We start from the raw sequence: 12849 nt of genomic DNA, 5'->3' as shown, positions 1-12849 counted from the left end.
CAACGACGTACCGGCCAGGGGAGCACACGGCAGCCATGAGTCTGCGGGTCATCTTGCGCATTTTGGGGCTGCTGCTGATGCTGTTCAGCCTCACCATGCTTCCCCCCATGCTGATATCCGCGTGGTTTCGCGACGGCGTCTGGGAAGCCTTCCTGATCGCCATGGGGATTTCCGTGGCAACCGGCCTGGTGCTTTACCTGCCCAACCGCCACGCCCAGAAAGAGCTGCGCGTGCGCGACGGGTTCATCATCGCCGCGATGTTCTGGACGGTGCTGGCGCTGTTCGGCTCGCTGCCGCTGATGCTGTTTGGCGATGAATCGCTGAGCCTCACCGATGCGGTCTTCGAGTCCTTCTCGGGTCTGACCACCACCGGCGCCACCGTGATTACCGGCATCGACTTTTTGCCCGAGTCCATCCTCTACTACCGCCAGCAACTGCAGTGGCTGGGCGGCATGGGGATCGTGGTTCTGGCGGTCGCCATCCTGCCCACCCTGGGCGTAGGCGGCATGGCGCTTTACCGCACCGAAATTCCCGGGCCGCTGAAGGATTCCAAGCTGACGCCGCGCATCACCGAAACCGCCAAGGCGCTGTGGTACATCTACGCCACGCTGACGGTGGCCTGCATGCTGGCCTACATGGCCGCCGGCATGGACTGGTTCGATGCCCTGGGGCACAGTTTTTCAACCGTGGCGATTGGCGGTTTTTCCACCTACGACGCCAGTATCGGCTACTTCGATAGCGCCACCATCGAAATGATCTGCGTGGGCTTCATGCTGATTTCGGCATTCAGCTTCAGCCTGCATTTCATCGCCTGGCGCGAAAAGCGTCTGACGCACTACTTCCAGGATCCCGAAGCGCGCTTTCTGATGCTGTTCCTGCTTGGGCTGTCCGTGGTCGCGGTGCTGTCGCTGTGGATCACCGATACCTACGACACCTGGCGCGGGCTGCGCCACGGCGTCTTCCAGGTGGTTTCGGTGGCGACCACCGCCGGGTTCGGGGTCGCGGACTTTTCCATGTGGCCCGGCGCGCTGCCCTTTCTGCTGTTCATGGCGGCGTTTGTCGGCGGGTGCTCGGGCTCCACCGCAGGCGGTATGAAAGTCATCCGCATCATCCTGATCATGAAGCAGGGCATGCGCGAGATCATGCGCTTGATTCATCCCAACGCGGTCATCGCCGTCAAGGTGGGCAAGGTCAGCGTTCCGGACGGCATCGCCCAGGCGGTCTGGGGCTTCTTTTCGGTGTATGTGCTGCTGTTCTTCCTGATGCTGGTCGGGGTGATGGCCACGGGCGTCGACCAGGTCACCGCCTGGTCAACGGTGGGCTCGGCCTTGAACAACCTGGGCCCGGCGCTCGGCGAAGCCAGCAGTCACTACGGCGACGTGCCGGAAGCGGCCAAATGGATCCTGGTGGTGGCCATGCTGCTCGGTCGTCTGGAGATTTTTACCGTGCTGGTGCTGTTCACGCCTGCTTTCTGGCGGCGTTGATCCAACCGGTACGGCCTGTTTATTTGTTGAGTTGAGACGTTTTCATGACCCAGGAAGATGTGACACCGACAGTGCCCGATAGCGACGCACTGCCCGCCACAAGCGGACCGCTCAAGGTTATCACGGTGGGGGATACCCGCTATACACTGCTCGGCACCGCCCACGTATCGGTGGAGAGCGCCGATGACGTGCGCCAGCTGATCGACAGCGGCGGCTTCGATGCCGTCGCCATCGAGCTCTGCAATGCGCGCCATCACAGCATGGCCAACCCCGACGCCATGGGCGAGCAGGACCTCTTCCAGGTCTTCAAGCAGGGCAAGGCCGGCATGGTCGCCGCCAGCCTGGCGCTGGGGGCGTTTCAGCAGCGCATCGCCGAACAATCGGGCATTCAGCCCGGCGCCGAAATGCGCGCGGCGGTGGAAAGCTGCCAGACCCACCGGCTGCCGCTGCTGCTGGTCGACCGCGACGTGGGCATCACCCTGCGGCGCATCTACCGCAATGTGCCCTGGTGGCAGCGCTTTTCGCTGTTCACCGGACTGCTGGGCAGCGTGCTTTCAAGGGATAACGTCTCGAAAGAAGACATCGAGAAGCTCAAGGAAGGCGATATGCTGGAGGCCACCTTCAGCGAATTTGCCGCCCAGTCGGAAGCCCTGTACAGCCCGCTAATCCGCGAGCGCGACCGCTACATGGCGCTGCGCCTAGCCGAAGACGCCCCCCCGGGGCGCTACCGCAACGTGCTGGTGGTGCTGGGCGCCGGGCACCTGAAAGGCACCGGCGAGCACCTGGATGCCCCGCTGCCCGATAACCCCCGCGACGAAATTGCCGCGCTGGAAGCCACGCCACCGCCTTCCAAGCTCTGGAAACTGGCGCCCTGGCTGATCACCGCCCTGGTGCTGGTGGGGTTTGCCATTGGCTTCTCGCGCAACACCGACCTCGGCTGGCAGCTGGTTACCGAGTGGTTCCTGATCAACGGCATCCTGTCCGCGGGTGCCACCATCGCTGCGCTGGCGCATCCGGTCACGGTGGTGGCCACCTTCTTCGCCGCCCCGCTCACCTCGCTCAACCCCACCATTGGCGCGGGCTTTGTGGCCGCCGGCGTTGAGCTTTACATGCGCAAGCCCAAGGTGCGCGACTTCGCCACCCTGCGCCACGACGTCGTGCAGCTCAAAGGCTGGTGGCGTAATCGCGTGTCGCGCACGCTGCTGGTCTTCATTCTCGCCACGCTGGGCTCGGCGGTGGGTACCTGGGTCGCTGGCTTCAGGATCGCCGGCGCCCTGTTTGGCAGCAGCGCATGATCACCGCAACGCCCGCCCTCGCGGGCGTTGCGCTGTTATCTGCCGGTAAAAACGTTAACCATGGCCGCTTGCCTGCCGGCCCAGCAGCCGTTGCATCGCGGGGGTTGGGTCGTCGATCCGATGGTAAAAACGGCTGGCGGCGTAGCTGTCGTTGAACACTTCGAAGTAGTCGTCCAACACGGCGGCGGCGGTCTCGTCGCCGCCCTGGCGCAACAGCTCAACGGCCACCTCGGCGGTGCACAGATGCGCACTGGACGCCGGCTTGCGTAGCCGATAGCGGGTTTCCCGCTGGGTACGCAGCGGCAGAACGGGCAGCGCGTCCAGGTAAGGGCTTTTGCGGAAGATACGCCGCGCCTGACGCCAGGTGCCATCGAGCAGAATATACACCGGAATTTTAGCGCTGCGTTTGGCGTCGCTGACCGCCTCCATCGAGACCACGCGGTCAGCGTAGTCCGGCTGGTCATCGGGAAAGATCACAAAGGGCGCGTAGCGCGGGTCTTCGAGCAGCGCCATCAACTGCGCATCCGGCGCGGTGCGATACCAGGTAAACACCTGGGTCTGCGCCAGCACGTCGCCAATCAAGCGCCCGGTGTTGGTCGGCTTGAAGTGCTCAAGCGGGTGCGTCAACAGCCATACCTGGGCGTGGCTCTGGGCGGTGACCCGGTACGGGCACAGACAGTTCAGCTCGGGCAGGTTGCAGCCCTCACAGCGCGTGACAAAGCTGCCCCTCGCCTTGAACTCACGCCGGGGCGGGCGCGGATGCCCCGTCGCCGGATCTCTCTCGGCACCTGGACTAATGGCATCAGCATTGTGCGTACCGGACTCGGAAACTGACATCTGCGCTCCCACGATTGGCAAGGGGCGCCGAGTATAAAGCAGGGTAGCGCTGATCAGCTAGAAGCGTATCTCTGAGGTCAGGACTACGAGAAAATGATTATGAGGCAGAAGAAAGCGCAAGCTTTTGGTCAATCCGCTCCATAATAGACGTCAAACTAGCCACTGACTCAATCGCCAGCGTCAAGATCGCCGCATTTTTATCGGGATCATCCGGATATTCATGGGCGAAGCGATTTCGCAGTATTCTCAGTGCTTGCCATTGCTCACTGTCTTCGATATAGCCCAGTTTTTCCAGACGATGTAGCTTATCCAGCATGGGGCGATCCTCATACGGCTCTTGTAAATACAGCAGCACAGAAGGAAGCAATCGCGCACCAATAGCGTCCTGCAATTTACCAAACCGAAGCACGAATTGATCCAGACTTTGGACCTCCGCATCACTGAGTCGCGTAAGGCGCTCGCCGGTAATGGGTAGCGACATTTGCAAAGACGACAACGCATAGCCAATGAAATGCCGATGACGCTGACACTCACGCCAGGCAGCAAGTAGACGCTGTTGCACACTATCTTGTGTCATAACGCAATACCAGATTGTTCGGCGATGCGGAAAATGGCGGGATGATTACCCAGACCGGGATAATCGATCAACATATCAATTTTCTGTTCGCCAAGCGCTTGCTGTAGCTGTACCTGGCAGCGCATTTCGGCTCGTACAATATCGTTGACGTCCTGCATGTCGGTGATGATCAGCAGATCTATATCACCGCCACGGCGACTATCATCGGTACGAGAGCCAAACAGCTTTACACGCGCCTGAGCCCCAAAGCAGTTTTTTACTGACTGGACAATCATTTGACGCTGATAGTCGCTCAAACGCATAGCGGCCCTCTCCGCCTACTTTTTTAACGGTTTCATTGCATAAAGGCTAGCATATTTCTTCACAGCCGCCGTAAACCGAAAAAGCTTGCAACGTTGACACCTGAGCAGGGACGCCGATAAAGTCTCGTCAACTTTCAAAAGCATATAGGTTTACCTGTGACCGCCACCTTCGCTAACGCCGCCACGGCTACCCCACGCCACGACTGGACGCTCGACGAGATCAACGCGCTTTTCGCGCTGCCGTTCAACGATCTGCTGTTTCAGGCCCAGCAGGTCCACCGGGCGCATTTCGATGCCAACGCGGTACAGGTTTCCACGCTGCTTTCCATCAAGACCGGCGCCTGCCCCGAAGACTGCAAGTACTGCCCCCAGTCGGGCCACTACAACACCCAGTTGGAAAAAGAGAAGCTGCTGGAGATCGAGAAAGTCGTCGAGCAGGCCAAGGCAGCCAAGGAGGCCGGCGCCAGCCGTTTCTGCATGGGGGCGGCGTGGCGCAGCCCGCGGGATAAAGACCTGGTGCTGGTGGAAGAGATGGTTCGCCAGGTCAAGGCCCTGGGGCTTGAAACCTGCATGACGCTGGGCATGGTCGACGGCGAACAGGCCAGCCGCCTGGCATCGGCGGGGCTCGATTACTACAACCATAACCTGGATACCTCGCCGGATTTCTACGGCGAGATCATCACCACCCGCACCTTCAGCGATCGCCTGGATACGCTTGCCACGGTGCGCGAGGCGGGAATGAAGGTCTGCACCGGCGGGATCCTGGGCATGGGCGAGGACGCCAAGGACCGTAGCGCGCTTTTGCAGCAGCTGGCCAAGCTGTCGCCGCAACCGGAATCCGTGCCGATCAACATGCTGGTGAAAGTGCCCGGTACGCCGCTGGAAAATGTCGAGGATCTGGATCCCATCGAATTTATTCGCGCCATTGCCGTGGCCCGCATCATGATGCCGCAAAGCCACGTGCGGCTTTCCGCCGGGCGCGAGCAGATGAGCGACTCGACCCAAGCGCTGGCGTTTCTGGCCGGCGCCAACTCGATCTTCTACGGCGACAAGCTGCTGACTACCGGCAACCCCCAGGCCGATCGGGACCGTGCGCTGTTCACCAAGCTGGGGCTGCACCCCGAGCGCCGCGAGACCTGCGAAGACGAGGCCACCCAGGCCCAGCGCCTGGCCCAGCAGGCCGAGCAGCATGCCCGCGCCGAGCGCGTGGCGGATCTGGCGGTGGATGCCAGTGTCTGACGCCTGGCGTGAACGACTGGCCAGCGCGCGGGATGACCGCCTGCGCCAACGGCGATGGCGAAAGCGCCGCGTCAAGCCTTCAGCGACCCTGGACTTCGCTGGCAACGACTATCTCGGCCTGGCTCAGGAACCGCGTGTTCAGAATGCCCAGGCCGAGGGTGCTCGGCGCTTTGGCGCCGGAGCCGGCGCCTCGCACCTGGTCAGCGGGCACCTGGGTACCCACGAGGCGCTGGAAGCGGCGTTAGCCGAGTGGACTGGACGCGAACGTGCCCTGCTGTTCTCGACCGGCTATATGGCCAACCTCGGCGTGCTGCAATCCCTTGCTGACGCCCACACGGCCATCTTTCAGGATCGTCTCAACCACGCGTCGTTACTCGACGGCGCGACGCTCAGCGGCGCCCGCTCCCGACGCTATCACCACCGCGATGGCGAGGATCTGCAGCGCCTGCTGGCCCGCAGCACGGCCACCCATAAGCTGGTGGTCAGCGACGGGGTCTTCAGCATGGATGGCGACGTCGCCGATATCGCCACGCTTGCCCGGGTCAGCCGCGAGCATAGCGCCTGGCTGATGATCGACGACGCCCACGGGTTTGGCGTGCTGGGCGAGAACGGCCGCGGCTGCGTGGAGGGTGTCACACGCGAGGACGTGCCGATTCTGGTGGGGACCCTGGGCAAGGCGCTGGGCACCGCAGGGGCGTTTGTCGCCGGCGATGCCGCGCTGATCGAGCATATCACCCAGTTTGCCCGCAGCTATGTGTACACCACCGCCCAGCCGCCCAGCATTGCCGCCGCCACGTTGGAAGCGCTGAGTATCGTTCGCCAGGAGCCCCAGCGGCGCCGGCAGCTTTTCGAGCATATCGCTACCTTCCGTCGCGAAGCGCCGTTGCTTGGCCTGCCGCTGGCCCACTCGGCGACCCCCATTCAACCGCTGATGCTGGGTAGCGAGGCGCGGGTGATGACGTGGGCAGACACGCTCGCACAGCGCGGCATCAGCGTCGGCGCCATCCGCCCTCCCACGGTGCCCGAGGGCGAGGCCCGCCTGCGCATCACGCTCAGCGCGCGGCACACTCAGGCTGACCTCCACCGCTTACTGGAAGGACTAAACGCCTGCCAACGCGAGGAGGCCGCATGCCACGCCTAGTGCTGCTGTCGGGCTGGGGGGTGGACCGGCGTATCTGGGCGTCGCTTGAGGCCCACTGGCCTGCCGACATCGACGTGCTCAGCGTCGACTGGCCGGGCTACGGCCACCAGCCCGCACTGCCGGAAAATGCTTCGCTGGATCAACTGGCCGACGCCATGGTCGACCGCCTTCCCGAGGATGCCGTCTGGGTCGGCTGGTCGCTGGGCGGGCTGTTGGCCACCGCGCTGCTGGACACGCTGCCCGCACCGCGCGGCCTCGTCCTGCTGGGCGCAGGCGAGCGCTTTTGCGGCGATGACGGCGTCAGCGACGACGAGCTTGCCAGCTTTCGGCGCGCGTTCGCCCGCGATCCCAGGGTGACCTGGCAGCACTTCTTGCGCTGGCAGGCCCAGGGCGAACCCAATCCCCGTCACGCCCATCGCCAGCTGCAGGCGCTGCTCGGCGACCAGCCGAGCGCCGATCATGCCACCCTGGCCGCCGGCCTTGACTGGCTGGCCACCCTCGACAATACCCAGCGTTTGAACACGCCTGCCTGCCCGGTGATCCGCCTGGTCGGCGAGCATGATCCGCTGGTCGGCCAGCGCGCCCGTGACCGCGCTCGTCGTCTCGCCTATGCCGGGCACTGCCCCATGCTCTCGCAGCCGGCGACGCTCGCCGCCGTGCTGGCCGAGCAGGCATCAGCGCTGGCCGTCAAGGACACCGTATGAGCATCGCAGCGCCAACGCACGCCGCTTCCAGGACGCCTGACTGGCAGGCGAAAGTCGCCCGCGCCTTTTCCCGGGCGGCCCCGCGCTACGACGCCCTGGCCAGCGCCCAGCGGCATATCGGTGAAGCGCTGTGGGCGCGCCTGCCGACAAGCGCCGGGCCGCGCGTGCTGGACCTGGGCTGCGGCACCGGCTACTGGACCCAGCGGCTGGCAATGCGCTATCCCGATGCCCGAGTGGCGGGGCTGGATATTGCCCCCGGCATGCTGGCCCACGCCGAGGCGCGTTACGGCCAGCAGATTGCCTGGCATCAGGGCGACGCCGCCGCGCTGCCGTTTGCCGACGGCGCCTTTGACCTGGTGTTTTCCAACCTGGCGATTCAATGGTGCCGCGACAGCGACGCGGTCATGCAGGCGCTTCATCGGGTGCTTGCCCCCGGCGGCCAGGCGTATATCACCACGCTATTGCCGGGCACGCTTGGCGAAGTCGCCGACGCCTGGCAGCGCCCCGAGGCGCTGCTTACCACGCCCAGTGCCGCCGAGCTCGAGCGTACCGTGGTCGATAGCGGGCTTGGGCTTGCGGAGCAAACAGCGACTTGGCGGACGTTTCACTACCCCGACCTTAACGCCGTAATGGCCTCCATCAAGGGCGTGGGCGCCCAGGTGGCGCGCGCCAACGCCCGGCTGACCCGTGGCGAGGTGGCCGACGCCCGCGCGCGCTATGACGCCCTGCGCGAGCCCCAGGGCCTGCCGGTGAGCTATCACTGTTTGACCCTGCACCTGGAAAAGACACCATGAGCACCTATTTTATTACCGGCACCGATACCGACGCGGGCAAGACCCTGGCCACCAGTGCCCTGCTGTATGCCGCCCGCGCGCAAGGTCTGAGCACGCTGGGGCTGAAGCCCGTTGCCTCGGGCAGTGATGCCACCCCTGACGGGCTGCGCAACCGCGACGCTCTGGCCCTTCAGGTGCAAAGCGTCCCGTCGGTCAGCTACGAAACGGTCAATCCCTGGGCGTTTGAACCGGCCATCGCGCCGCACCTGGCGGCCAGCGAGGCCGGTGATCCGCTGAGCCTCGACGCCATCGTCACGACGCTGGCGGCCACGCTTGAAGAGTTCCCGCGCACGCTGACGCTGATCGAAGGCGCGGGGGGCTGGCGGGTACCGCTCAACGCGCACGCGGATTTTTGCGACCTCCCCCGCGCCATGAACCTGCCGGTGATTCTGGTGGTGGGTCTCAAGCTTGGCTGCCTGAATCACGCCCGGCTCACCGCCGAGGCGATACTGGCCGACGGCCTGCCTCTCGCCGGCTGGGTCGGCAGCGTCGTGGATCCAGCGTTTGCCGCTGACCCGTCACGCTATGCCGCCAACCTGGCCGTCCTCGAGCACCGCTTGCCGGCCCCCTGCCTGGGCATCCTCCCGTTTCTCAATACGCCGGCAGCCGCTACCGCCCACCATTACCTTTCCCTGGCACCGCTACTCACCCTGGAGCCGCAATGAATTCGCCCGTTTGGCACCCCTACGCGCATCTTAAAACCCAAGCGCCCGCTCCCAAGGTCGTGGGCGGCAGCGGCGCTCACTTTACCCTGGAAAGCGGCGAGCGCCTGCTGGACGCCACCTGCTCCTGGTGGTGCATGATCCACGGCTACGGTCATCCGCGCCTTGTCGCGGCCATTCGCGAACAGGCCGGCGAGCTGTGCCATGTGATGCTCGGCGGCCTGACCCACGAACCCGCCAACGCGTTAGCCCGTGAGCTGGTGCGCATCACCCCGGACGGGCTGAACCACGTGTTCTACTCGGACAGCGGTTCGGTAGGCATGGAAGTGGCGATGAAAATGGCCCTGCAGTACCAGGTACTCACCGGTCACCCCGGCAAGCGCAAGATGCTCTCGCTGATGAAGGCCTACCACGGCGACACCGCCGGCTGCATGGCGGTGTGCGACCCGGAAGAAGGCATGCACAGCCTGTTTGCCGGGCTGCTGCCCCAGCACCATTTCGCACCGGCACCCACGGCGCCCTTCAATGCCACTGCCGCTGAGGTCGCGCACGATCTTGGCGCCCTGCGCGAGGTGCTTGAGCGCCATCACCACGAGATTGCCGCGCTGCTGATGGAGCCGCTGCTGCAAGCCGCGGGCGGGCTCAACATGACCTCACCGGACTATCTGCGCGGGGCGCGGGCATTGTGCGATGAGTTTGGGGTACTGCTGATCTTCGACGAGGTCGCCACCGGCTTTGGCCGCACCGGCGAGCTTTTCGCCGCCGACCACGCGGGCGTCACGCCGGATATGATGGTGCTCTCCAAGGGGCTCACCGGGGGCTACCTAGGGCACGCGGCGACGCTGGCCACGGACCGCATTCACGATGCCTTTATCGGCGACAGCGACCACCACGCCTTTATGCACGGGCCCACCTTCATGGGTAACCCGCTGGCCTGCCGGGTGGCGCTGGAAAGTTTGCGGGTGTTTGAGGAAGACGATTATCGGGGCAAGATCGCCGCGCTCAGCCAACTGCTTAGCCGCGAGCTGCTCGACGATGACGCGCTCAACCACCATCCGGCGGTGGCCGACGTGCGCGTACTGGGCGCCACGGCGGTCATCGAGGCACACTCGGCCGAGACGCTGAAAGGCGTGGGTGACTTCGCCCGGAAGCACGGCGTGTGGCTGCGCCCGATCGGCCGCTGGCTGTACACCATGCCCGCCTACATCACCTCAGAGGCCGAGATGACCCGGATTACCGACGTGATGAAGGCATGGTTTCTGGAAAGTTAGACGGTTCAAGGTAGAACCAAATTACCTTGTTTACGCCACTGATTGACCAGCGCAGGGACGCCTTCGCCGGCGGTGGTGTTGATCGCCAGCACCCCCGGCGGCGTTAACGTATCGGCATCCGGGTCGACCAGTGCGCAGGGGGTGTCCAGCTCGATGTACGAGAGCAGCGAAGCGGCGGGCATTACCGCAAGGGACGTGCCCACCACCAGGAAAAAATCCGCCTGGCTTGCGATCTCGCAGGCATCCTCGAACAGCGGCACTGATTCACCGAACCACACCACGTCGGGGCGCAGCTGGCTGCCCTTGTCGCACACGTCGCCAAGGGCAATGCCGCCCTTGGGCAGCGGGTAGCGCAGCCGCCCGTCCACGGTGGAGCGGGCCTTGAGAATCTCGCCGTGTAGATGCAGCACATGACGGGATCCGGCCCGTTCGTGCAGGTCATCGATATTCTGGGTAATGACACTGACCTTGAACCCATCCTGCTCCAGGGCGGCGAGCGCCTTGTGAGCAGCGTTGGGTTTGGCCTTGCGGATCTGGTCGCGGCGCTGGTTATAAAAGGTCAGCACCCGCTCCGGGTCGTGTCGCCAGCCTTCGGGCGTTGCCACCTCTTCCACCGGGTGCTCTTCCCAGAGGCCGTCGCTGGCGCGAAACGTCTTGATACCGCTTTCGACGCTGATACCCGAACCGGTAAATACCACCAGGTGTGGCGTTGATGTCATGATATCCTCATCTTTATCGCCTTCTGTTCGTTCTAATATACCAGTTGGCCGACGGTTCCCGCGAAACGCTGCTTGTTGCGGTAAGGGTAAACGTCGATCACCCGGCCATCGACGATCGCCCGCTGCAGTTCTTTCCAGTAGTCGGGGTCGAAGAGCTCCGGGTGCTGTTCCATGAACACGCGGCGTAGCGCCGCATTGGCGAACATGAAGGGGCCAAACTCCTCGGGGAAGATATCGTTGGGGCCGATGGACATACTCGAGGCATCCATCCCCTGGTTTTTCGGCATGTGCCGGAAGCGACATTCGGTGAGATAGCAGACTTCGTCGTAGTCGTAAAAGATCACCCGCCCGTGCCGCGTCACGCCGAAGTTTTTCAGCAGCATGTCACCGGGAAAGATGTTGGCCGCCGCCATCTGCTTGATGGCGTTGCCGTAATCCTTGAGCACCGTCACCTGCTCTGCCTCGCTGCACTCCTCCAGATAGATGTTCAGCGGCGTCATCATGCGCTCGGTATAGCAGTGCTTGATGATCACCTTGTCGTCCTTGAGCGAGACCGTCGAGGGCGCCACCTCCAGCAGATGCTCCAGGCACGCCGGATCGAAGTGATCCTTGCGCACGATGAAGTTGGAGAACTCCTGGGTATCCGCCATGCGGCCGACCCGGTCGTGACGCTTAACCAGCCGATACTTCTCGCGCACCACGGCATGGGTCACGTCTTTGGCGGGGTCGAACTTGTCCTTGATGATCTTGAACACCGTCCGGAAGGTGGGCAGCACGAACACCGCCATCACCATGCCGCGCACTCCGGGGGCGATAATGAACTGATCCTCGCGCTTGGCCACCTGCTGATTGAGCGCCCGGAAAAACTCGGTCTTGCCGTGCTTGAAGAAACCGATGGCGGCGTAGAGTTCTCCCGCCGGCTTGTGGGGCATCAGCTGTTTCAGGTACTGGACGAACTCCCCCGGCACCGGCACATCCACCTGAAAATAGGCCCGGGTAAACGAGAAGATGATCGAGACTTCATCGGTTTCGGTCAGCACCGTATCCAGATGAAGGCAAGGGTCGCCGCCCTGCTGCTCGCCAAAGCCCTCGCCGTGGAGAATCGGTAACACCAGCGGCACCTGCTCGCCGCCGCCCAGGATGCGACCGACCAGATAAGCCCCTTTGTTGCGATAGAACACGCTGTTCAAAAGCTCGATCTGGGCGTCGTCGGCCTGCCGTATCGCCTCGGGAAGCTGGGCGTCCAGTAGCTCGCTGCCAAGCCGGGTATCGCGCTCAAGGTCGGCAAACCGGTTGTCGAACGGGGCATCGCCAAGGGCCCAGGCCAGGGCACCGGGCCAATCACCGTTCACCGGATGACGACGGCACAGGTCAATCCCCGAGTGATGGGCGGCATCCTCCCGGGAGCTGTAGACAAACATCCAGTCGTTGCGGATATGACGGTGCTGGAACACCGAACAGAACAGCGAATTGAAAAACGTTTCGGCCAGTTCGTAGTCGAGCCGCTGGCTGATCAGGTCGGCGTAGTGGGTGCGCGCTTCGCGCCAGGTCTCGCAGTGGGCCAGCACCTCGTGGGCAAAGGTACGCTGCAGCCGGCCCAGGGTATCGTCGACTTTCTCCCCGTAAAGATTGATGCGCGCCGCCGAGGCCTGCTGGGCATCGCGCCAGGCCGCCTCGCGAAAGCGACGGCTGGCATCATAGGTAATCTGTTTAAAGCGAGCGCGGTACTCATCAAAACCGTGTAGCACGGTGGCCGCCAGGCGATACGCGGGAGAAAGTTTCACG

Annotated in this window: 13 protein-coding genes; 8 read left to right on the top strand and 5 right to left on the bottom strand. The window is 63.7% G+C overall.

What is annotated here, in order from left to right:
• Nucleotides 1–35: 35 nt before the first annotated feature.
• Entirely contained in the window at nt 36–1484 is a 1449-nt protein-coding gene (locus QC815_RS11085; protein ID WP_230447120.1) for a TrkH family potassium uptake protein, read from the top strand.
• 44 nt (nt 1485–1528) lie between these two features.
• The gene (locus QC815_RS11080) at nt 1529–2779 is read left to right on the top strand and encodes a TraB/GumN family protein (RefSeq protein ID WP_310539748.1); all 1251 of its coding nucleotides are present in this window, start codon (nt 1529–1531) and stop codon (nt 2777–2779) included.
• Nucleotides 2780–2833: 54 nt separating this feature from the next.
• Here QC815_RS11080 and QC815_RS11075 read toward each other — a convergent pair whose 3' ends face one another.
• The 3 genes from QC815_RS11075 to QC815_RS11065 all read right to left on the bottom strand — a co-directional run bounded on the left by QC815_RS11075 (nt 2834) and on the right by QC815_RS11065 (nt 4495).
• Nucleotides 2834–3616 (bottom strand): tRNA-uridine aminocarboxypropyltransferase, encoded by a 783-nt coding sequence (locus QC815_RS11075; protein WP_230447122.1) that lies wholly within the window; start codon nt 3614–3616, stop codon nt 2834–2836.
• Between the two features lie 97 nt (nt 3617–3713).
• Nucleotides 3714–4193: a hypothetical protein gene (locus QC815_RS11070; protein WP_230447123.1), complete on the bottom strand. Its 480-nt coding sequence runs from the start codon at nt 4191–4193 to the stop codon at nt 3714–3716.
• A complete protein-coding gene (locus tag QC815_RS11065) occupies nt 4190–4495 on the bottom strand; it encodes a nucleotidyltransferase domain-containing protein (RefSeq protein ID WP_230447124.1) in 306 nt (101 codons plus the stop codon). The genes QC815_RS11070 and QC815_RS11065 overlap by 4 nt, the downstream gene beginning before the upstream one ends.
• A 156-nt stretch (nt 4496–4651) precedes the next feature.
• On the opposite strand from QC815_RS11065, the gene bioB reads away from it, so the two are divergent.
• The 6 genes from bioB to bioA are packed head-to-tail and all read left to right on the top strand — an operon-like array spanning nt 4652 to nt 10345.
• Nucleotides 4652–5734 carry a biotin synthase BioB gene (gene bioB, locus QC815_RS11060; protein WP_230447125.1) on the top strand — a complete coding sequence of 361 codons (1083 nt, stop codon included), beginning with the start codon at nt 4652–4654 and terminating at the stop codon, nt 5732–5734.
• Nucleotides 5721–6875 (top strand): 8-amino-7-oxononanoate synthase, encoded by a 1155-nt coding sequence (gene bioF / locus QC815_RS11055; RefSeq protein ID WP_310539745.1) that lies wholly within the window; start codon nt 5721–5723, stop codon nt 6873–6875. The genes bioB and bioF overlap by 14 nt, the downstream gene beginning before the upstream one ends.
• Entirely contained in the window at nt 6863–7579 is a 717-nt protein-coding gene (locus tag QC815_RS11050) for an alpha/beta fold hydrolase (RefSeq protein ID WP_310539743.1), read from the top strand. The genes bioF and QC815_RS11050 overlap by 13 nt, the downstream gene beginning before the upstream one ends.
• A complete protein-coding gene (locus QC815_RS11045) occupies nt 7576–8373 on the top strand; it encodes a methyltransferase domain-containing protein (protein WP_310539742.1) in 798 nt (265 codons plus the stop codon). Before QC815_RS11050 ends, QC815_RS11045 begins: the two co-directional genes overlap by 4 nt.
• Nucleotides 8370–9077 (top strand): dethiobiotin synthase, encoded by a 708-nt coding sequence (gene bioD, locus QC815_RS11040; RefSeq protein ID WP_310539740.1) that lies wholly within the window; start codon nt 8370–8372, stop codon nt 9075–9077. The genes QC815_RS11045 and bioD overlap by 4 nt, the downstream gene beginning before the upstream one ends.
• On the top strand, nt 9074–10345 hold the full coding sequence (bioA, locus tag QC815_RS11035; protein ID WP_310539738.1) for an adenosylmethionine--8-amino-7-oxononanoate transaminase: 1272 nt from the start codon (nt 9074–9076) through the stop codon (nt 10343–10345). Before bioD ends, bioA begins: the two co-directional genes overlap by 4 nt.
• A 5-nt stretch (nt 10346–10350) precedes the next feature.
• Here bioA and QC815_RS11030 read toward each other — a convergent pair whose 3' ends face one another.
• Together QC815_RS11030 and aceK are read right to left on the bottom strand one after the other, a co-directional pair.
• Entirely contained in the window at nt 10351–11064 is a 714-nt protein-coding gene (locus QC815_RS11030) for an SIR2 family NAD-dependent protein deacylase (RefSeq protein WP_230447131.1), read from the bottom strand.
• A gap of 32 nt (nt 11065–11096) precedes the next feature.
• Nucleotides 11097–12848: a bifunctional isocitrate dehydrogenase kinase/phosphatase gene (gene aceK, locus QC815_RS11025; protein ID WP_310539736.1), complete on the bottom strand. Its 1752-nt coding sequence runs from the start codon at nt 12846–12848 to the stop codon at nt 11097–11099.
• Nucleotide 12849 lies beyond the last annotated feature (1 nt).

Source organism: Vreelandella gomseomensis (genome assembly GCF_031451645.1).
Lineage (GTDB): Bacteria > Pseudomonadota > Gammaproteobacteria > Pseudomonadales > Halomonadaceae > Vreelandella > Vreelandella gomseomensis.
Note: the sequence above shows the minus strand (reverse complement) of the source record. Positions and strands in the feature narration are given on the sequence as shown.